Source organism: Pseudomonas sp. 5.2, assembly GCF_059025405.1.
In genome coordinates this window covers 1-19,809 of the sequence record NZ_JBYBHH010000013.1, presented here as the reverse complement: position 1 = coordinate 19,809, position 19,809 = coordinate 1, and the positions used below count along the sequence as shown (strand labels likewise).

At 63.0% G+C, this 19,809-nt stretch carries 15 protein-coding genes and 1 pseudogene; 12 read left to right on the top strand and 4 right to left on the bottom strand.

The window, feature by feature from the left end; translation table 11 throughout:
- Positions 1-27: 27 nt before the first annotated feature.
- The 3 genes from AC5PZ0_RS19365 (at position 28) to AC5PZ0_RS19355 (ending at position 5,119) form a co-directional block, all read left to right on the top strand.
- The gene (locus tag AC5PZ0_RS19365; protein WP_493855524.1) at positions 28-2,553 is read left to right on the top strand and encodes an efflux RND transporter permease subunit; all 2,526 of its coding nucleotides are present in this window, start codon (positions 28-30) and stop codon (positions 2,551-2,553) included.
- A 45-nt stretch (positions 2,554-2,598) separates the two neighbouring features.
- Positions 2,599-4,245, top strand: coding sequence for a fatty acid--CoA ligase (locus AC5PZ0_RS19360; protein ID WP_238211569.1), 1,647 nt, complete (start codon positions 2,599-2,601; stop codon positions 4,243-4,245).
- A gap of 331 nt (positions 4,246-4,576) precedes the next feature.
- Positions 4,577-5,119: an AAA family ATPase gene (locus AC5PZ0_RS19355; protein WP_493855523.1), complete on the top strand. Its 543-nt coding sequence runs from the start codon at positions 4,577-4,579 to the stop codon at positions 5,117-5,119.
- Here the strand turns inward: AC5PZ0_RS19355 and AC5PZ0_RS19350 are convergent.
- A pseudogene (locus AC5PZ0_RS19350) lies at positions 5,105-5,296 on the bottom strand (AzlD family protein); the annotation flags it as partial. The gene AC5PZ0_RS19355 and the pseudogene AC5PZ0_RS19350 overlap by 15 nt on opposite strands.
- 517 nt (positions 5,297-5,813) lie before the next feature.
- On the opposite strand from AC5PZ0_RS19350, the gene AC5PZ0_RS19345 reads away from it, so the two are divergent.
- The 8 genes from AC5PZ0_RS19345 to AC5PZ0_RS19310 all read left to right on the top strand — a co-directional run bounded on the left by AC5PZ0_RS19345 (position 5,814) and on the right by AC5PZ0_RS19310 (position 13,940).
- A complete protein-coding gene (locus AC5PZ0_RS19345) occupies positions 5,814-6,278 on the top strand; it encodes an Lrp/AsnC family transcriptional regulator (RefSeq protein WP_081717555.1) in 465 nt (154 codons plus the stop codon).
- Between the two features lie 175 nt (positions 6,279-6,453).
- Entirely contained in the window at positions 6,454-7,305 is an 852-nt protein-coding gene (locus AC5PZ0_RS19340; RefSeq protein ID WP_099429625.1) for an STAS domain-containing protein, read from the top strand.
- A 4-nt stretch (positions 7,306-7,309) separates the two neighbouring features.
- A complete protein-coding gene (locus tag AC5PZ0_RS19335; protein WP_027596405.1) occupies positions 7,310-7,672 on the top strand; it encodes an STAS domain-containing protein in 363 nt (120 codons plus the stop codon).
- Positions 7,669-8,073 (top strand): anti-sigma regulatory factor, encoded by a 405-nt coding sequence (locus tag AC5PZ0_RS19330; RefSeq protein WP_099429624.1) that lies wholly within the window; start codon positions 7,669-7,671, stop codon positions 8,071-8,073. The genes AC5PZ0_RS19335 and AC5PZ0_RS19330 overlap by 4 nt, the downstream gene beginning before the upstream one ends.
- Positions 8,064-9,080, top strand: a complete 1,017-nt coding sequence (locus tag AC5PZ0_RS19325; RefSeq protein WP_493855522.1) for an ATP-binding protein — start codon at positions 8,064-8,066, stop codon at positions 9,078-9,080. The genes AC5PZ0_RS19330 and AC5PZ0_RS19325 overlap by 10 nt, the downstream gene beginning before the upstream one ends.
- Positions 9,073-9,939, top strand: a complete 867-nt coding sequence (locus AC5PZ0_RS19320) for a sensor histidine kinase (RefSeq protein WP_265968291.1) — start codon at positions 9,073-9,075, stop codon at positions 9,937-9,939. The genes AC5PZ0_RS19325 and AC5PZ0_RS19320 overlap by 8 nt, the downstream gene beginning before the upstream one ends.
- Entirely contained in the window at positions 9,929-11,866 is a 1,938-nt protein-coding gene (locus AC5PZ0_RS19315; protein ID WP_274887866.1) for a response regulator, read from the top strand. The genes AC5PZ0_RS19320 and AC5PZ0_RS19315 overlap by 11 nt, the downstream gene beginning before the upstream one ends.
- Before the next feature lie 523 nt (positions 11,867-12,389).
- Complete coding sequence (locus AC5PZ0_RS19310) at positions 12,390-13,940, top strand: sensor histidine kinase (protein WP_274887865.1); 1,551 nt, start codon at positions 12,390-12,392, stop codon at positions 13,938-13,940.
- A 36-nt stretch (positions 13,941-13,976) separates the two neighbouring features.
- On the opposite strand, the gene AC5PZ0_RS19305 is transcribed toward AC5PZ0_RS19310, so the two are convergent.
- The gene (locus AC5PZ0_RS19305) at positions 13,977-14,282 is read right to left on the bottom strand and encodes a hypothetical protein (protein WP_085273817.1); all 306 of its coding nucleotides are present in this window, start codon (positions 14,280-14,282) and stop codon (positions 13,977-13,979) included.
- A 232-nt stretch (positions 14,283-14,514) separates the two neighbouring features.
- Between AC5PZ0_RS19305 and AC5PZ0_RS19300 the strand changes: the two genes are divergently transcribed.
- A complete protein-coding gene (locus AC5PZ0_RS19300; RefSeq protein ID WP_186703479.1) occupies positions 14,515-14,748 on the top strand; it encodes a hypothetical protein in 234 nt (77 codons plus the stop codon).
- A gap of 49 nt (positions 14,749-14,797) precedes the next feature.
- Here the strand turns inward: AC5PZ0_RS19300 and AC5PZ0_RS19295 are convergent, their stop codons facing one another.
- Together AC5PZ0_RS19295 and AC5PZ0_RS19290 are read right to left on the bottom strand one after the other, a co-directional pair.
- Positions 14,798-16,306 carry a TolC family protein gene (locus AC5PZ0_RS19295; RefSeq protein ID WP_265968297.1) on the bottom strand — a complete coding sequence of 503 codons (1,509 nt, stop codon included), beginning with the start codon at positions 16,304-16,306 and terminating at the stop codon, positions 14,798-14,800.
- A gap of 38 nt (positions 16,307-16,344) precedes the next feature.
- Positions 16,345-19,809: cadherin-like domain-containing protein (locus tag AC5PZ0_RS19290; protein WP_493855521.1), on the bottom strand; the 3,465-nt coding region annotated here is incomplete at its 5' end.

The following is a 19,809-nucleotide window of genomic DNA, read 5'->3' as shown; positions in this document are numbered from 1 at the left end:
CTCCAAGCATTCCAAGAGAACCCAGTGATGGCCAACATCAAGCAAGACACCCTGCCGGTCATCCGCGACCTGAGGGATTTCGACCCGCGTTCCGGCAACGTGCTGGAGCGCATGGTCTTCAATTACCGCCCGCTGTTCATGCTGTTTATGGTGCTGGTCACGGGGGTGTTGGGGTACCTGGCGCTGACCCGCCTTGAGCTGCGGCCCAGCTTCGAAAAAATGATCCCGCAGAGCCAGCCTTACATCCAGAACTACCTCGATAACCGCAAGTCGCTGCGCGGCCTGGGCAACGCGGTGCGGGTTGTGGTGGAGAACACCCAGGGCGATATCTACGACCCTGAATACCTGGACGTGCTCAAGCAGATCAACGACGAGCTGTTTCTGGCCCAGGGCGTGGACCGCGCCTGGATGAAGTCGTTGTGGAGCCCAGGGGTGCGCTGGACCGAAGTCACCGAAGAAGGCTTCCAGGGGGGCCCGGTGATGCCCGACGATTACCAGGGCAAGCCCGCCGATATCGATCAACTGCGCCAGAACATCAACCGCGCTGGCATTGTCGGTAGCCTGGTGGCGACCGATTTCAAATCGAGCATGCTGGTGGTGCCACTGCTCGACCACGACCTGGCCACCGGCCGCGGCATTGATTACCGGCAGTTCTCGCAGATGCTCGAGCAGCAGCTGCGCGACAAGTACGAGTACGCGGGGGACAGCACGGCGCGCAAGGCCGGCGAAGAGGGCCATGGCAAGTACAAGGTGCGGGTCATCGGGTTTGCCAAGCTGATGGGCGACCTGAGCGACGGGCTGGTCCAGGTGATGATGTTCTTTGCTCTGGCGGTGCTCACGTCGCTGGTGATCATCTTCCTGTACACCCGCTGTGTGCGCAGTACCTTGCTGGTGGTGTTCTGTTCGCTCACGGCGGTGGTGTGGCAACTGGGTATCGTCGGCTGGCTGGGCTATGCCATTGACCCTTATTCAATCCTGGTGCCGTTCCTGATTTTCGCCATCGGCGTGTCCCATGCGGCGCAGAAGATGAACGGCATCATGCAGGACATTGGCCGTGGCACGCACCGGCAGGTCGCCGCGCGTTACACCTTCCGCCGCCTGTTCGTGGCCGGGGTCACTGCGTTGCTGGCCGACGCCGTGGGCTTTGCCGTGCTGATGTTGATCGACATCCCGGTGATCAAGGACCTGGCAATCACCGCCAGTATTGGTGTCGCGGTGCTGATCTTCACCTCGTTGCTGTTGATACCGGTGGCGTTGTCCTACGTCGGCGTGGGCCGCAAGGCCGCCGCACGGGCGCTGCGCATCGACCAGCGCGCTGCCGAGCACCGCGGCTTCGGCAAACTGTGGGATGCGCTCGACCGCTTCACCACGCGCAAGTGGGCCACGGGCGCCGTGCTGGTGGCCACGCTGATGGGCGTGGGTGGGTTCTGGGTGAGCCTGCAGTTGAAGATCGGTGACCTCGACAGCGGGGCGCCAGAGTTACGCGCCGATTCCCGCTACAACCGCGACAACGCCTACATCACCCAGCATTACGCGCTGTCCAGCGACCTGTTCGCGGTGATGATCAAAACCCCGCCGGAAGGCTGCCTCAGCTACCAGACGCTGATGCTTGCCGACCGCCTGGCCTGGGAGCTGCAGCAGTACCCGGGCGTGCAGACCACGGTGTCGCTGGTGAATGCCGTGCGCCAGATCACGGCGGGCTCATTCGAGGGCAACCCGAAGATGAGCAGCCTGCAACGCAACCAGGACATGCTCAACTACGCCGCCCAGCAAGCGTCGGTCAATGCGCCGGAGCTGTTCAACACCGACTGTTCGATGATGCCGGTGATCGCCTACCTCAAAGACCACAAGGCCCAGACCCTGGACGACGTGGTGGCCATCGCCGACCGCTTTGCCCGCGATAACAGCAGCCCCGACCGCCAGTTCATGCTCGCGGCCGGCAGTGCCGGCATCGAGGCGGCAACCAACATTGTGGTCCGTGAAGCCAACCGCACCATGTTGCTGTTCGTCTACCTGGCGGTGACGCTGTTCTGCCTGATCACTTTCCGCAGCTGGCGGGCGACCCTGGTAGCGCTGTTGCCGCTGGTGCTGACCTCGGTGCTGTGCGAGGCCTTGATGGTGGTGATGGGCATTGGCGTGAAAGTGGCCACGTTGCCGGTAATCGCCCTGGGCGTCGGCATTGGTGTGGATTACGCCTTGTACCTGCTCAGCGTGCAGCTGCATTACCAACGCCAAGGTCGTTCGCTGGGCGAGGCCTACCAGAACGCCGTGGCCTTCACCGGCCGGGTGGTGGGGCTGGTCGGCATTACGCTGGCGGCGGGGGTGGTCGGCTGGGCGTGGTCGCCGATCAAGTTCCAGGCCGACATGGGCATCCTGCTGACCTTCATGTTCCTGTGGAACATGTTCGGCGCCCTGGTGCTGATCCCCGCGCTGTCGTACTTCCTGCTGCCGGACAAACGCTTTGTCGCGGCTGCGCCCCAACCCTGCGCGCCTACCGCGCCGCCGGGTGAGCAGGTGAGCGAACCCCGGGCGCACACACGGATGAGCGCTTGAGCGCCCTATTAGTTGAAACGAACACGGAAACTGGAATCTACCTTCATGGCCAAGACAAAAATAATGCCGCCGGCAGCCGGTGCCTATGCCTACCCCTTGCTGATCAAGCGCCTGCTGATGTCGGGGGTTCGGCAGCATCCTGAGCAGGAGATCGTCTACGCCGACAGGCTGCGCTACACCTACCGCGACCTCGACCAGCGGGTTCGGCGCCTGGCCAATGTGTTGCGTGCTGCCGGGGTGCAGGCGGGCGACACCGTGGCGCTGCTGGACTGGGACAGCCACCGCTCGCTGGAGTGCTTTTTTGCCGTGCCGATGCTGGGCGCCGTGCTGCACACAGTGAACGTGCGGCTATCGCCGGAGCAGGTCGCCTACACCATGAACCATGCGCAAGACGACCTGGTGCTGGTACACGACGATTTCGTGCCGCTGCTGGAGCAGATTCAGGGCCAGCTGGGCACGGTGCGAGGTTACCTGCAACTGACCGACGAACAGGCCACGGCCACCACGCTGCCAGTGCTGGGCGAGTACGAGGCGCTGCTGGCCAGTGCCAGTTGCCAGGCCGAGTTCGACGACTTCGACGAGCACTCGGTGGCCACGTTGTTCTACACCACCGGCACCACGGGCAACCCCAAGGGGGTGTATTTCTCCCACCGTCAGTTGGTGCTGCACACCCTCAACGAACTGGGCACCTTTGCCGCTTACGACGGCCAGCCGCTGTTGCGTTCGAGCGACGTGTACATGCCGATCACGCCGATGTTCCATGTGCACGCCTGGGGTGTGCCGTACGTGGCCACGGTGCTGGGGGTCAAGCAGGTGTACCCGGGGCGCTACGAGCCGAACACGCTGGTCCGGCTGTACCGCGACGAGGGGGTGACGTTCTCGCACTGTGTGCCGACCCTGTTGCAGATGATGCTGGACTGCGAGCAAGGCCGGCACACCGATTTCAGCCGCTGGAAGATTCTGCTCGGTGGCAGCGCGCTGACCCACGGCCTGGCCCGTCAGGCTAGCGAGCGCGGCATGCTGATCTACAGTGGCTACGGCATGTCGGAGACCTGCCCGCTGCTGACCCTGACCCACTTGCGCGAAGAAGACTTGGCCTTGCCCATGGGCGAGCAGGTCGCGCAGCGCATCAGGACCGGCGCCCCGGTGGCGATGGTCGACTTGCGTATCGTCGATGCGCAAGGCAACGACATGCCACACGACGGTGAGTCGCTGGGGGAAATCGTGGTGCGCTCGCCCTGGTTGACCCAGGGCTACCTGCACGAACCGCAGAAAGGCGCCGAGCTGTGGCAGGACGGCTGGCTGCACACCGGTGACATGGGCTCGATCGACCGCCACGGCGTGCTGGAGATCAAGGACCGCATCAAGGACGTGATCAAGACCGGCGGTGAATGGATCAGCTCGCTGACCCTGGAAAACCTGATCAGCCAGCACCAGGCGGTCAGCGCCGTGGCGGTGGTCGGCATTCCCGATGAACAGTGGGGTGAGCGGCCGATTGCCCTGGTGGTCCGCGCGCCCGGTGACAGCCTTGACCAGCCGATGCTCGAAGCGCACCTCAAGCAGTTCGTCGACCGGGGCCAGATCAACAAGTGGGCGATCCCCCGGCAGGTGCACTTCGTTACTGACATCCCCAAGACCAGCATCGGCAAGATCAACAAGAAGCTGATTCGCGAGATGCACATGGGGGTGTAGAGGAACAGTCTGTAGCAAGCCCCCAATCCTGTGGGAGCAACTGTCTTGCGCAATTTCTAAAAATTGACGTGGGAGCGGGCTTGCCCCGCGAATGGGGCTACGCGGTGCATGGCACCGGCTTCGCCGGTGTTCGCGGGGCAAGCCCGCTCCCACGTGCGTTAATTTTTAGAAATTGCGCAGACAGTTGCTCCCACAGGTCCCTGCTAAACCAATAAGTTATGTGCTGTCCTATGGAAGCCGGCTAAACCAATGAAGTCTATTTTTGTGTAGGGATTGGACTGCCCCTCCAGAACCTGCACAATTGTCGGCTTTTTCGCGACAGGAAGCCGCCATGCAACGGATTGTGATTCTGGGAAATGCCGGCAGTGGTAAATCCACCCTTGCTCGTGCCGTGGGCAAGCGGCTCGGCGTGCCGGTGGTTCACCTGGATACCCTGTTCTGGGAGCCCGGCTGGGTCGAACCGGATGCCGAGCAGTTCCGCCAGCGGGTCGGCGAGGCGACAGCAGGGGACAGCTGGGTGTGTGAAGGCAACTACGCCCGGCGCACATTCGACCTGCGCTTGCCCCGTGCCGACCTGGTCATCTGGCTCGATACGCCCCGGCTTACCTGTTTCACCCGGGTGATCCTGCGCAGCGTCATGAACCGGCCCCGTCCAGACCTACCCGCCGGTTGCACAGAGAAACTCGACCGGGCGTTCCTGACTTTCCTGAACTTCGTGTGGAACTTCGATCGCGGCTACCGCCCAGGCATCGAGGCGCAGCGCCTGGCGAAAGGGCCGCAGGTGCCTGTCGTGCACGTGCGTGGCAGCCAACAGATTGGCGCATTTCTCGACAGCTTGCCGGCTGCCGGCGTGCTGGCGTCAGGCGGGCAGTAGCGCACGCATCGCAGCGGTCACGGCGAGGGCGAGCAGCATCACTGGCAAGATTGAAAACCGTGAAGCGGCATAAGCGGTAAGTGCCAGGGCGATGAGGTCTGCGGGGTGGCCAGAAACGAAGGCGGGCGCGATCACGGCAACCAGCACGCAGCCAGGGGCGGCGTTGAGCACCTGGGTGGATGGCTTGGCCCACAGGTACGCGCTGACCAGACCGGCCAGCGTGCCCGCCAGCACGTACCCGCCACCGGGAATCAGCAGGTAGAACAGCCCTGCAGTCACCAGGCTGAACAGCCAGGGCAGGGCGGCGTGCACCCCTTTCCACAGGCCCTTGAGCAGTACCAGCAAGACGGCGGCAAACGCCGTGCCCAAGCCGTAGGGGTGCAGGTCGCCCAGCAGCGGCCCGATCAACGCGCCGAGCGTGATGAAGCTGACCCAGGCCACCCACTGACACCCCCTCGAAGAAGTGGCGCCGGTGCGCGGGCTCGATTGCGGTGGTGGCTCGGTGGACGCGGCAGCGGGGCATTCGCGTTCTGGCGTTGCAGGGGGATCTTCAACTACGGATTCAAGGGCATTCATGGTCACCTCCAGTGGGGGCAAATTATTCCAATGAATCGCTGAAATCGGGTTGCGTAGTGGCTCTACTGGCGTGATTATTCGGCATCTGCTGCCGAAATATTCCAATCAAAGGTTTTCAATGCCAATCAAGCTCGACGCCATCGATCGACGTATCCTGCGGGCGCTGCAACGCGACGGCCGCCTCCAGAACCAGGAACTGGCCAAACAGGTGGGGTTGTCGCCCTCACCGTGCCTGCGGCGGGTGCGCCTGCTGGAAGAAGCCGGCGTTATCGAGCGCTATGTGGCGCTGGTGGACCCGGCCAAAGTGGCGCTGGGCCTGACCTTGTTCGTGCGGGTGTGGCTCAAGCGCCAGGACCAGGACACCACCGATGAGTTCGTCGAGGCCGTGCGGCTGCTGCCCGAAGTGGTGGAGTGCCACGTCATGGCGGGCGACTGCGACTTGCTGCTACGAGTGGTAGCAGCGGACCTTGAGGCCTATCGCCGCTTCCAGATCGCTCACTTGACCAGCCTGAGTGTGGTGCAAAACGTCAAGACCGAAGTGCCCATGGAGAAAATCAAGCTCACCACCGAGTTGCCGGTGTAGGCGGGCTTCGATTCGCAACGCGCCAGGCATTCTTGGCCTAGAGTTAGCGGCACGTGCGATGGCGCAATGCAATTAATTGCCAGTCGCCACAACTATTTCCCTCGGCAAATGTCACTTCTCGGAGCCGGTACGAATTATGGGGCACCGGCCACGCATTTTACGGAGCTAACTCGACATGGCAGCACTGCAAAACAGTACGTTGGAAGCGATTGTCAGCAATCAGGCGCAGCTGCTGAGTGAGTGGCACGCCGCACTCGAAGCCAACGGGGCGACGCGGAACATCCGCGAACAGGACCTGCGCCAGGAAACCCGTGAATTCCTCCAGTTGGTGGTCGACGGCTTGCGCAATGAAAGCGGCACCAACATCGCTGCCGAAGGCTGGGAAGAGACACGCCGCTTCCTCGAGAAGCTGTCTGCCAGCCGCGCCCAGGTGGGCCAAGAGTCCCATCAGACCGCGTTCTTCATCTTTGCGCTGAAGGGCCCGCTGTTCAACTTGCTGCAAGCCCATTACCGCGAGCAGCCGCAGCTGCTGGCCGAGCAGCTGTGGGAGATTTCGTCGCTGTTCGATGCCTTTGGCCTGCACACCATTCGCACCTACCAAAAGAATCGCGAAGCCGTGATCAAGCGTCAGCAGGAAGAGCTGCTGGAGCTGTCGACCCCCGTGGTCAAATTGTGGGAAGGCGTCCTGGCGTTGCCACTGATTGGCACCCTGGACTCCCATCGCAGCCAGACCGTGATGGAGTCGCTGTTGCAACGCATCGTCGACACAGGCTCCGAGATCGCCATCATCGACATCACGGGCGTGCCAACAGTCGATACCTTGGTGGCCCAGCACCTGCTCAAGACCGTGACCGCCATCCGCCTCATGGGCGCCGACTGCATTATCAGCGGCGTGCGCCCGCAAATTGCGCAAACCATCGTGCACCTGGGCCTGGACCTGGGCACGCTGACCACCAAGTCCAACCTCGCCGATGCCCTGAAGCTGGCGCTGGCGCGCCTGGGTACCGCTGCTGGCGAGCGGGGCTGAGCCCATGGAGCGAATCCCCATATTGCAAATGGGCGAGTTCCTGCTGGTGACCATCCAGGTCGATATGCATGACCAACTGGCGCTGCGCCTGCAGGACGACCTGACCGATCGCATCGAACACACCTCGGCCCGTGGCGTGCTGATCGACATCTCGGCACTGGACATGGTCGACTCGTTCATCGGCCGCATGATTGCCACTATCTCGGGGCTGTCGCGCATCATGGATGCCGAGACCGTGCTGGTCGGCATGCAGCCGGCGGTGGCGATCACCCTGGTGGAGCTAGGGCTGACCCTGCCGGGTGTCAGCACCGCGCTCAATGTCGATCGCGGCATGCACCTGTTGCGTAAGCGGGTAGGCCACTCATGAGCACCCGCGAGCGTGGCAGCCAGCCGGTACGTATCGAGCAGGACGTGGTACTGGCCCGCCAATTGACGCGCAAGATCGCCAGCGATTGCGGCATGCGCCTGGTCGACTTGACCAAACTGGTCACCGCCGTCAGTGAGCTTGCCCGTAACACCGTGGTGTACGGCGGGGGCGGCGACATGGACTGGGAGGTCATCGAAGAGGCCGGCCGTGTCGGCGTACGCCTGGTGTTCCGTGACGAAGGGCCGGGTATTGCCGACATCAAACTGGCCCTGACCGATGGCTGGACCTCCGGCGGCGGCCTGGGCCTTGGCCTGACCGGCGCACGACGCCTGGTCGACGAATTTGAGCTGGACACCGCGCCCGGGCAAGGTACCCGGGTAATGATCACCCGATGGATATGAGCCTGAGCGCAAGCCTGACCCAGGTGCTGCGCCTCGACGATGCCAGCCAGGTCGGTCACGCCCGACGCGTGGTGCAGAAACTTGCCGAACAACAGGGCTTCGATGCCGCCGATGCAGGCCGGGCAGCCCTCGTCGCCACCGAACTTGCCAGCAATGTGCTCAAGCACGCCGCACGCGGCGAACTGCACCTGCGCGTGCTTGCCCATGGCGAACAGCCTGGCATCGAGTTGCTGGCGGTAGACCGCGGCCATGGCTTCGACCTGGCCAACTGCCTGGTCGATGGCTATTCCACCGGGGGCACCCAAGGTATCGGCCTGGGCGCTGTGAGCCGCCTGGCACAGGTATTCGATGTGCACACCGACGCACAAGGCGCGGTGGTACTGGCGCGGGTCTATAAACAAGACGGCACGCCCAAGGACATTCGCCTGGGCGTCAGCCAGCATTCATTGCATGACGACCCAGCCTGTGGCGATACGTGGCACGTGACCCTCGGCGAGCAGCGCGTGAGTGCCTTGTTGATCGACGGCCTGGGCCATGGCGAAGAAGCGGAACGCGCCGCCAAGGCAGGCGCGCAGGCTTTTGCCCAAAGCCCCTTCAGCGCGCCCCAGCAGCTGCTGGGCGAGTTGCACCATGCCATGGCCGGCACGCGCGGCGGGGCCGTCGCGATTGCCCAGTACGAGGGTGCGCGCGACAGTGTCGCGTTCATCGGTATCGGCAACATCGGCGCCACCCTGGTCGGCGGCGAACGCCCGCGGGGCCTGGCCTCGCACCCCGGCATCGTCGGCGGGCAATACCGCAAAGGGCAAGTGTTCGACTACGCTCACGTGAAGGGAAACCTGTTGATCATGTTCAGTGACGGCCTGCAGTCCCGTTGGAACCTTCAAGCCTACCCGGGCCTCGTGCTCCGCCACCCAGCCGTGATCGCGGCGGTATTGCATCGCGACTTCTGCCGTGGGCGGGACGATGTGACCGTGCTGGTCCTCGATTTGGAGACGGTGCATGCCTGACGACAACCAGGCCGAGCAGGCTGCCTGCGTGGCACACCTGCAGGCCGAAAACCAAGCCCTGCGCGCAGAGCTGGAAGAAACCAACCAGGGTGTGCTGGCGCTTTACGCCGAGCTCGATACCCAGGCCGAACAGTTGCGCCAGGCATCGGACCTGAAAAGCCGCTTCCTTTCCTACATGAGCCACGAGTTCCGCACACCCCTGGGCTCGATCCTGAGCATCACCAGCCTGCTGGCCGACGAAGTGGATGGGCCGCTGAGCAAGGAGCAACAATTGCAGGTGGCGTTCGTCAGCAACGCCACGCGCGAACTCAGCGACATGGTCGACGACTTGCTCGACCTGGCCAAGATCGAAGCCGGTCGCATCACCATTTCGCCGGCCTGGTTCGACATGCTCGACCTGTTCGCTGCCTTGCGCGGGATGTTCCGCCCGATCGTCGACATGGGCTCGGTGGACCTCATCTTTGAGGAGCCACACGGGCTGCCGAAGATGTATACCGATGACAAGAAGCTGGCGCAGATTCTGCGCAACTTCATCTCCAACGCGCTGAAGTTCACCACCCGTGGCGAAGTGCGGGTGTCGGCGCACTTGCAGGGCAACGACCAGATTCGTTTTGCTGTGACCGACACGGGCATCGGCATCGCACCTGAGCTGCTAGGCGGGCTGTTCGAAGACTTCGCCCAAATCGACTCGCCGCTGCAGAAACGCCTGCGCGGCACCGGCCTCGGCTTGTCACTGTGCAAGCGCTTCGCGGCCTTGCTGGGCGGTGAAGTAGGGGTGGACAGTGTGCCGGGCGAAGGGTCGTCGTTCTTTGTCGTCATCCCGCTGGCGCTGGCCCAGGAGAGCGTTGATGAACCCTGACATTCGCCTGCTAATTGTCGACGACAACGTCGCCACGCGTTATGCGCTGCGTCGGCGCCTGGCCCTGCATGGCTACCAGGTGCTGGAGGCGGGCACCGGTGGCGAGGGGCTGGCCATGATCGGCAGCGAGCAGATAGACGGGCTGATCCTCGACGTCAACCTGCCGGACATGAGCGGTTTCGATATCGTCCGGTTGCTGCGCGCGGACCCTGAGACTGCATTGTTGCCGGTGATTCACGTGTCGGCGGCTTCGATCCAGACCGGCGACATCATTACCGGGCTCGATGCCGGTGCCGACGCTTACCTGGTGCATCCAGTGGACCCGGATGTGCTGGTGGCGACCCTGCGGACCCTGATGCGGGTGCGCGATACCGAGCGGGCGCTGCGTGCAAGCGAGGCCAACTTTCGGGAAATCTTCACCAATGTCTCGGCACCCATCGCCGTGCTCGATGCCGAGCTCAAGGTGCATGAGTGCAACCATGCATTCGCCCAGCTGACCCAAGACAACCGTAACCCCAAGGCGCTGCAGGAGTGCTTTGTCGACGGTCAGCAAACCGCCATCGCCGCCTTGCGCCAGCACCTGGCCGCTGGCCAGCGCTGGCGTGGCACGCTGGGCATGAGCGTGCACGGCCAGCCACGGGACACCGAGTGGCAGCTTTCGCCCTACCGAGCGCCAGGGTTCTGCCTGGTGTTCGTCGAGGACGTCACCGAACACCGCCACCGCGAACGCTCGCACCTGGCACGCCTGGATGACGCCAACACCCAGCTGGCGCGAGAAATGGCGCAGCGGGCGCAGACCGAGGCGCAACTGCTGCAGTTACAAAAGATGGACGCCTTGGGCAGCCTGACAGGGGGGATTGCCCATGACTTCAACAACCTGCTGACCGGCATCATCACCAGCCTGGAGCTGATCCGCAAACGGGTGGCGCAGAACCGTCTGGAAAAGATCCCGAGTTACGCGGACGCCGCGCTCAGTTCAGCCATGAGCGCCGCCTCGCTGACCCACCGGCTGTTGGCATTTGCGCGCCAGCAGCCGTTGGACACCCGCCCGGTGGACATCAACGAGCGCGTGCGCTCGCTTGAAGAGCTTATCACCCGCACCATCGGCGAACGGATCGTGCTGGTACTGGAGCTTTCCAGCGAGCCGACCATCGCCCTGGTCGACCCGATCCAGCTGGAGAGTGCGGTGCTCAACCTGGTGATCAACGCCCGCGATGCCCTGGCCAAAGGCGGGCATATCTGGGTCAACACCGCGGCGAGCTGGTCGCATGGCAACCCTTACCTGCAGGACGGCCCCTATGTGGCGGTGAGCGTGCGCGATGATGGCGGCGGCATCGAACCGGAGGTGCTGGAGCGGGTGTTCGACCCGTTCTTCACCACCAAACCGGTCGGCCAAGGGACCGGGCTTGGGCTATCGACCATCTATGGCTTCGCCCGCCAGTCGGGTGGGCATGTGTCGATCTGCAGCGTGCCAGGGCAGGGGACCGAGGTGACGTTGATGTTGCCGGCCAGCAGCCACCAGGTCACCTGTGAGGCACAGGTGCCACAATTGGACCAGCGCGGCGCTGGCGAGCATGTGCTGGTGGTAGAAGACATGGCCTCTGTGCGCCTGTCGGTTGCAGAAGTGCTGGCCGACGCGGGTTATCGCTGCACCCTGGCCGAGACCATCGAGCAAGCGCTGGACCACCTGCGCGAAGACGCCGACATCGAGTTGTTGCTGACCGATGTCGGGCTGCCGGGCATGAGTGGGCGCGAACTTGCCGACATGGCGCGTACTTACCGCCCTGGGCTGCCGGTCTTGTTCATGACCGGTTACGCCGAGACGGCGCTGGATCGGCAGGCATTTCTGGAAACGGGGATGGACCTCTTGATCAAACCCTTCCAGATTGGTGATCTGCTCGACAAGGTGCGACTTAGCCTTGGCTAGCACAACTCGATGTGCGGTCATGACATGAGGGGGATTTTAAAGTTGGCATGAAAATCTCATGCCTAACCGTTATGCGACCCATCCTGTCGACCTGTACACAACTTCCCACGCCAAAAAGAGCATAAGGGGGCTTCATGAGTTGTCTGATTTGCGCTGGACATGCTGATTCCGTCGAATGCCCGCTCGGGTGGGAAGAGCGACGCTGCTCGCAATGCGGGTGTTACAGAATGTCTCAATCACTGATTCTAGTGATGATGGAGGAGGGGCAGATTTTCGATACCGAGCGCATGCGGGCGTGGCTTGCCGCCCGGCGAGAGGAGGTATCCATACCCTCTATCGAACACCATCAGGCCATCTTGGTGAGTTGAGCAGATGACCTGCCATGTGTTCGGCGCGCATGAGCGGCGGGGTTAGACTGATTTCGTTGTTGCATCAGGGCAATGCGCGGTGTAAACCACAGTGCTGACGCACTGGCGAAAGCGCTTCAGCGTGCATCTTTATCTCGTTTCTGGAAATAGTCCCCATGCAGCATCAATCTCCCGACGAAACCATTCGCGCCGCGTTGCAGAAGTCGCATGCCAGGCTCCGGCGGCAGCACGAACTGGTCGTCGAGTACGGCGTCATGTCACTGAAGTCGTCTAACCTGGATGCGCTGCTGACGCTGGCGTGCGATGTCGTGGCCAAGGGCATGGAGACGCCATTCGCCAAGGTGCTCACGCCGGTGGCGGACAGCGACGAGTTTTTGCTGTCCCATGGCGTGGGTTGGGATGAGGCCGACATCGGGCATGCCACGGTGGGCGGGGACATTGCCAGCCCCGCAGGCTATGCCATTTCCACCTACCGGCCAGTGCTGTCGAACCACCTGGGGCAGGAGCAACGCTTCAGAACCCCTTCATTGCTTAAAAAGTACGGCATCGAGCGTGCGATCAACGTACCCATTCGCGGGCCATCCGCCCCGTTCGGCGTGCTCGAAGCCGACAGCAGCAATGGCGAAGACTTCATCGAAAGCGACCTGGTGTTCCTGGAGGGCATCTCCAACGTCATCTCCATGGCGGTCGAGCGAATTTCTGCAAGCTCGGAGATGCATTCGTCCGACCCTTATTCGGAGAGCGTGCTCAACGCCAGCCCCGATTGCGTGAAGATCCTGTCCGCGAGCGGCGACATAGAATTCATGAACGATGCCGGCATGTGCCTGATGCACATTGGCGACCTGGCACAGGTTCGCGGTGTGGCGTGGTCGCAGCTATGGCCTGACGAATCCCGAAACCTGGTGCTGGAAGCGATCAGTAAAGTCACAGGCGGCGAGTCGACCCGGTTCGAGGCTTTTTGCCCAACCCAGCAACAGGAGCCTAAGTGGTGGGACGTGACGGTTGCGCCGATTTTTGGCGAGCAAGGGGACTTTCAAAAGATGATCGCTGTTTCACGCGACATCACCGAGCGACGTCATCATGAAGCCCAGCTGCTGTCGTTGATCGACGCGCAGAACATCAAGCTGAGCAAAAGCGACCTGTACCTGGAAGAAATCCATCACCGGGTCAAAAACAGCCTGCACCTGGTCAACACGTTGCTGTTGCTGCAGGCGAACATGGCCCAGGATGAAGCGGTAAAGCTGCAGCTTGAGACGGCGGCGACTCGGGTATTGACCATCGCCAGCGTGCACGAGCGGCTTTATCAGAACGCCGAGGCCCAAGCCGTGCGGGCCTGTGACTACCTTGCGGCGTTATTGGGTGATCTGGGCAAAGCCTTGGCCGAGCGCAGAATCTTGCTCAACGCGGACACGTTCATCCTACCCGCCGAACGGATGGCGCCACTGGGTTTGGTGATTTCCGAACTCATCACCAACGCCTTGAAGTATGGCAAAGGCACGGTAGAAGTCAGCGTGAGTGGCCAAGGGGATCATGCGCTGATCACCGTCACCGACGAGGGCGATGGTTTTCCGGAGTCCTACCCAAAACCAACGGGTACCGGCCTGGGTATGCGCTTGGTTAAAAGCTATTCGGGTTATGGCAACCAGGCGATCACGGTTGACCGTGCGCAAGCAAAAAGCACGATCCATGTGCGTTTCAAACTTTAGCCCCAGGGCCGTATTGCCACCCCGGGGCCAAAGGCATCAGCGGTCTTCATCCCGTTGCTGAGCATCCCCTTGGTCGGCCTGGCCACCCATGCGGCCCTTGTCCGCGGGGTCTTGGCGGTTGGCTTGGTCAGTGCCGGGCTGCCCACCTTGGCGCCCCGTGTCAGTTGAGCGGTCCCAGTCCTTGTTCATCTTGTCTTCAGGTTTCTGTCCTGGTTGCTGGCCGCCTTTCTGTTTGTCGGGCATGTCGCCCCCGGCACCCTGGCCGCCTTTCTGACCGGCATCGCCGGCACCGGTATTGGCGTTGCCGCCTTGGTTTGCACCCCAGTCTTGATTGTTCGCCATGACTGCATACCTCTGTTCACACACAGGAAGGTCTGTGTTCAGTTGTGACTTCGGGGCATTCTTGGGCGGTGCATTTATTGTTGGGGATTCTGACAAAACGCCTGAACAACCGCCGGCCCGGTATTTATGGCTCCAATAATCCTGAGCTTTTTGGGTTTAACCGCATTCTTTGCATGAGCCAGCTTGAGTCTTTCCCATATGCAGACTAATACTAAAGAACTGCCGGAGAGGGCTGATCATGCACATGCGCTTCGTTGTGGTTCCCGCGGTACCTCGCCATAAAGAGATCTTCCCTCGGCGCATTGGTTTTCCCAGTGCCTTGGGGGAGGGCTATGACCTTTACGATACACAAGAGAAAGTGCGGCTCAGCCTGAGCTTTTCGACACGCGCCGAGGCGGAGTTCGAATGTGCGTGCCGCAATGAGTTCCAGGGTAACGATGACGCGAACTTCGTCGGGATTGGATGAGCGCATGCAGAAACAGGCAGGTCTGCCTGTTTCTGCATCAATGTAGGCCTTATTGGCCGGCGGCCAGCAGGTTGTCGCGGGTCTGTTGCTCAACGGTGTTCTGGATCTCACGTGCCAGGGCCTTTACATCATGCTGGGCAATTTCCTTGGGCATGACCTGGAACCCGATCGAGTTGTACAGCCGGCCCCAGGCAGCTTGGGCGTCGGAGTAGGCCGCTTCGCGCTGGTAACGTGACAGCAGCAGGCGGCCTTCGGCGCGGATCAGTTCCAGTTCGCTACCCAGCGCGGCACTGCGCGACGACTGCGCGTAGTTGAGCAGGCTCTGGTCCACCCGCAGGCTCTCGTCGGCAAACTCCACCTCCTGGCGCGCCAACTGGTAGCGCAGCAGGCCAACGCGGACCTGGGTGAGGATTGCCATCGACAGGGCCGTGCGGCGCATGTCGTCGGTTTTCTCCTGGCTTTTCTCCGCCGCGGTGATGTCCGGGTATTGCAGCAGGCGTAGCAGGTTCATCGAGACATTGATACCGGTCTGGTTCCAGTCGCTGTTGTACAGGTACTTGTTGGAGTCGTACTCGTAGCCATAGTTGAAGCTCACGTTAGGCCACAGTTGGGCCTTGGCGATCTTCAGGTCGTTCATGCTCACGCGTTTGCGGTACCACTCTTCCATGATTTCCGGGCGGCGTTCCAGCGACAGGCGCTCCAGTTGCTCGACGTTGCTTTTCAGCTGCGGCAGCGGCGGTTCGCTGGTATCGGCCAAGACCATGCGGGTATTGGGCGGTAGCGACATCAGCGCGGCCAGTTCGGCGCGGGCGAACTCCAGGTCCTGGCGACGCACGGTGAGCATGTACACCGAATCGAGCAGGGCGCGCTGGTAGGCGAGGATGTCCTGGCGTGGCAGCAGGCCTTTGCCCTCGGCTTCACGGGCCGACGTCAGGGCGCGGTGGGTGCGCATCAGCAGGCCGTCCACCTGGGGCAGCAGGCGCTGCGCGCCAAGGGCGCGCCAGTAGGCGTTGCGCACGTCCTGCAACACATTCTGCGCGACTTTTTCACGGCGCTCTTCGGCCATCAGAATTTGGTCATTCTTCTGCTGCGTGCGGAAGTAGGCGACCCCGAAGTCCAGCAGGCTCCACGACAGCCCGAGGCTGTAGAGGGTGCGGTAGCGCTCTTCGGACGTGGACGGGCGCAAGCTGACCTGACGGTCCTCGATGCCGATCGATGTGCCACCGGAATCGTTGTTACGCCCGGCGTAACCGGCCGAAGCGACCAGGCGCGGCAGCATCTCGTGGCTGGAGACATCGCGCAGGTCCGACGCCAGCGCGCTTTCCAGCAGCTTCAGGCGGTAGTCGAGGTTGTACTTCAACGCCCGTGCCGAGGCTTCGTAGAAGGTGATTGGCCCGTTCACCGGCTCCTGTTCCTTGTACATCCGCGCCTGGTCTTCGATCACCCGCTGGCGCATTTCGTCCTCGGTGAACGGCTTGGGTTCGAAGGCCGAGCAGGCGCTGAGCAGGATGCTGACAGCGGTGAAGGTGCTCAGGCTTTTCAATGTTGATACTGACATAGGCAGTCCTTGATCCTTCCGTGAAATAGGCATCAGCTTCATGGGGCATTGCTGCCGCGGCGCTGGGCGGCTTCGCGCAATTGCGCACGGAAGCCGTGCGCAGGCTGTGGCGTTTGCTCCGGTGGCGCCGCCATGTCAGTGGGCAGCGGTGCCCACAGCGAAGGGTCCGGCAGCAGGCCATCGGCGGTCAGGCTGATGACCCCGTGGCGGCCGTCGACCCAATCTTGTTCCTGCGCGCTGCCGCGCCGGCTCTCGGCCACAGCGCGGGCAACGAACTGGCCATGGACCTGGCCAAGTTGGCTGCCGAGCGACTGGCTTTCGATTTCGGGGGTGGCGAACAGGCGCACATCGCTGCCGTCGGCGCCCCAGGCGGACAGGGTCAGAGTTTCGTCGACCCGCTGCACCACCGGTGCCACGAAGATCGCCGGGGTCACGTCTGGCAGTGGCTGCGACGACAGCCCAGTGCGGCTGTCGCGGTCCACGTACGGCCCTGGCGGGATGTACGGGGTGGAGATATCCAGGGTGATGGTCAACTGGGCCTGGTCGGTGGCACCTGCCAGGTCGCTGAGCGTGTAGGTGAAGTAGTCCTTGAGCACCTGCCCCAGGCCGGCCACCGCCAGCACGTCGCGGTTGCTCAGGTCGATGGTGTAGGTGTAGCTGCCATCGGCGTTCAGCACCAGGGTGCCGTACTGGCCTTTGATGGGCTGGCCGATGACGCCGACAGTGCCGCTACCGGCCTCCTGGCCGCTGCGGATGCCGGTCACGCTCAGCCCGTCGCCGCCGTCTACATCGCTGTCATTGGGCAGCACGTTGCCGCTGGTGTGCGGTGCCGGCACCTGATCGCTGGCGGTGTTGCTGTCGTCGCGGGCCACCGGGTTGTCGTTGGCGCCCTGGATGGTCACGGTCAGGCGGGCATCGGCAGTGATGCCTGCAGTGTCGCGCATGCGGTAGGTGAACACCTCCCGCAGCGATTCGCCGGCGCTGCGCATGGCCTGCACGGTGGGGTTGGTATTGTCGACGACATATTGGTAGCTGCCGTCGGCAGTGATCAGCAGCGTGCCATAGAGACCCTGCAGCACCTGCCCGGCAGACGCGGTCTGGCCATTTTCGCCGGTGTATTGCAGCACCGTCTTGGTCTCGCCGTACTGCACGCCGTCGACATCGGTGTCGTTATCCAGCACGTTGCCGCGGGGGTCGACGCCAGCCGTGCCGTTGTTCACGCCGCCGGCCTCCACTGCGATGGCGGTATCGTCATTGGCCACGGGGTAATCGTTGCGGCCGTCGATGGTGATGGTCAGCAGGCCGTTGGCGGTGCCGCCCCAGAAGTCGGCCAGTAAGTAGGTGAAGTTGTCTACCAGGGTCTGGCCGCTGACGCGCAGTTGCTGAACGGCCTGCAGGCTGTTGTCCAGCACGTAGAGCCAGGAGCCGTCGCCATTGAGCGTGAGATCGCCATACTGCCCGCGCAGGGTTTGCCCGACCAGGCTGGCATTGCCCGGCAGCGGGCCGTCGCCACTCCAGAACGCCAGCACTTCGAGGGTTTCCGGGAACAGGATGTTGACGGTGTCCGGGTCGCTGTCATTGTCCATCACGTTGCCGCTGGGGTTGCTGCCGGGGATGTTGTTGTCGACACCGCCGGCCTCCACGGCCAAGCCCTGGTCGGGGCCGGCAATCGGCGGCTGGTTTTCGCCGCGGATGAAGACGGTCAAGGTCGCGGTGTCACTCAGCCCGCCGCCGTCGGTGACTTGGTAGGTATAGCGCTGGATGACGAAGCCCAGCGGGCCGAGGGCAATGATTTCGGGGTCGTTGGAGTTGACCACAAAGCGGTAGCTGCCGTCGGCGTTGAGGGTGAGGGTGCCGTAGGTAGTGGTGACGGTGGCGCTGCCGGTCAGCGGGTCGAGGGCCGGGTTGCTGCTTTCTTCGTCCAGGCCCACGGCGGTGACCACTTTGCTGTCGTTGGCATCGACATCGGTGTCGTTGTTCAGCACATTGCCGGTGGGATTGCGCCCGCCGCTGCCATCGTCGTCCACCGCCACGGCGTAGGCGAAGTCGTCGTGGGCCACTGGGGTGTCGTAGCGGCCTTCGAGGGTGATGTTGATCTGCGCTTGGGCGGCGGCGCCGTCGGTGTCGTGCATGCGGTAGGTGAACGTTTCGCGCAGTTGCTCGCCGGCCTTGAGCGCCTGCACGGTGGCCAGGCTGTCGTTGACGGTGTAGACGTAGTTGCCGTTGGCATCGATGCTCAGGGTGCCGTAGGTGCCGGCTACCAGGGTCGGGCCCGCAGACACCTCAATGAACGTGCCGCCTGCGGCGAGGGTGCCCAGGTAGATGCCATCGACTGTCTTGCTGTCGCCGGCATCGACGTCGCTGTCGTTGCTCAACGCGTTGCCGCTGCCCTGCTGGCCAGGCGTTGTGTTATTGGTGCCGCCCGCTTCGATGGCAATGGCGTTGTCATCGGCTGCGACGGGGGTGTCGTTGCGGCCATGGATGACCACGGTGAAGGTGGCCGTGACGACTTTGCCGTTGCCATCGCTGACGCTGTACTGGAACACCTCGGTCAGCCGATCGGCATCGGTGCGCAGGGCCTGGACCGCAGCGTTGCTGTTGTCCACCATGTAGCGGTAGTTGCCTTGGGCATCGAGTACCAGGCTGCCGTAGTTGCCAGCCAGGGCTTGGCCCGGTGTGCCATTGATGCCATTCGGGCTGACCACGGTGCTGACGCTCAGGGTATCGCCGTCCGGGTCGGTATACGCGCCCTGGATATTGCCGCTCGGATCCAGGCCGGGGCTTGTGTTGTTGGGCCCGCCCGCCTCGATGGCGTCAACCGTGACCGAGTTGACCACGGGTGGGTCGTTGACGCCGGTGACGGTGATCACCAGTTGCGCCTGGTCGGTCAGGCCACCGCTGTCGTGGATCTGATAGGTGAAGATCACGTCCAGGCTTTGCCCAGCCGTCAAAGCAAGGAGGGTTGGGTCTGCGCTGTTGACCTCGAAGGTGTAGCTGCCGTCCTCATTGAGGATCAACTGCCCGAAGTTACCACTGATCAGGCTGTTATCCGCCAGGCGGCCAACCGTACCGGTGATAGTGGCCGGCGCGCCGTTGGCCACTGGGGTGAGCGTGCCACCAGTGACTTCCAGGCCGCTGCGCACGCCATCGACTTTGAGCTGGGTCGCGGTGGGGTGGTCAAGGTTATCGACGTCCGTGTCGGCACCGACGCCGCCATCGCCGGTGATCACGTTACCGCTGGCGTTTACTGGCGCCGGGCTGCCATCGGTAGCGCCCGCGCTGGCCGTACCATGGTCGTCGACGGCCACCGGCGCATCGTTGGCGCCCTGGATAGTGATCACCAGCACGGTGACGGCGGTCAGGCCGTCGGTATCGACCACCTGATAGGTGAACTGCTCGACCAGCGTCTGGCCAGGGGAGAGCGCCTGCACGGTGGCGTTGCTGTTGTCGATGACGTAGCGGTAGCTGCCGTCGGCGTTGATGGTCAAGCTGCCGAAGCTGGC

Excerpts from the sequence above, each read along its gene's own strand:
- AC5PZ0_RS19365 (WP_493855524.1), top strand. The coding sequence starts at position 28 with ATGGCCAACATCAAGCAAGACACCCTGCCGGTCATCCGCGACCTGAGG.
- AC5PZ0_RS19360 (WP_238211569.1), top strand. The coding sequence starts at position 2,599 with ATGGCCAAGACAAAAATAATGCCGCCGGCAGCCGGTGCCTATGCCTAC.
- AC5PZ0_RS19355 (WP_493855523.1), top strand. The coding sequence starts at position 4,577 with ATGCAACGGATTGTGATTCTGGGAAATGCCGGCAGTGGTAAATCCACC.
- AC5PZ0_RS19345 (WP_081717555.1), top strand. The coding sequence starts at position 5,814 with ATGCCAATCAAGCTCGACGCCATCGATCGACGTATCCTGCGGGCGCTG.
- AC5PZ0_RS19340 (WP_099429625.1), top strand. The coding sequence starts at position 6,454 with ATGGCAGCACTGCAAAACAGTACGTTGGAAGCGATTGTCAGCAATCAG.
- AC5PZ0_RS19335 (WP_027596405.1), top strand. The coding sequence starts at position 7,310 with ATGGAGCGAATCCCCATATTGCAAATGGGCGAGTTCCTGCTGGTGACC.
- AC5PZ0_RS19330 (WP_099429624.1), top strand. The coding sequence starts at position 7,669 with ATGAGCACCCGCGAGCGTGGCAGCCAGCCGGTACGTATCGAGCAGGAC.
- AC5PZ0_RS19325 (WP_493855522.1), top strand. The coding sequence starts at position 8,064 with ATGGATATGAGCCTGAGCGCAAGCCTGACCCAGGTGCTGCGCCTCGAC.
- AC5PZ0_RS19320 (WP_265968291.1), top strand. The coding sequence starts at position 9,073 with ATGCCTGACGACAACCAGGCCGAGCAGGCTGCCTGCGTGGCACACCTG.
- AC5PZ0_RS19315 (WP_274887866.1), top strand. The coding sequence starts at position 9,929 with ATGAACCCTGACATTCGCCTGCTAATTGTCGACGACAACGTCGCCACG.
- AC5PZ0_RS19310 (WP_274887865.1), top strand. The coding sequence starts at position 12,390 with ATGCAGCATCAATCTCCCGACGAAACCATTCGCGCCGCGTTGCAGAAG.
- AC5PZ0_RS19305 (WP_085273817.1), bottom strand. The coding sequence starts at position 14,282 with ATGGCGAACAATCAAGACTGGGGTGCAAACCAAGGCGGCAACGCCAAT.
- AC5PZ0_RS19295 (WP_265968297.1), bottom strand. The coding sequence starts at position 16,306 with ATGTCAGTATCAACATTGAAAAGCCTGAGCACCTTCACCGCTGTCAGC.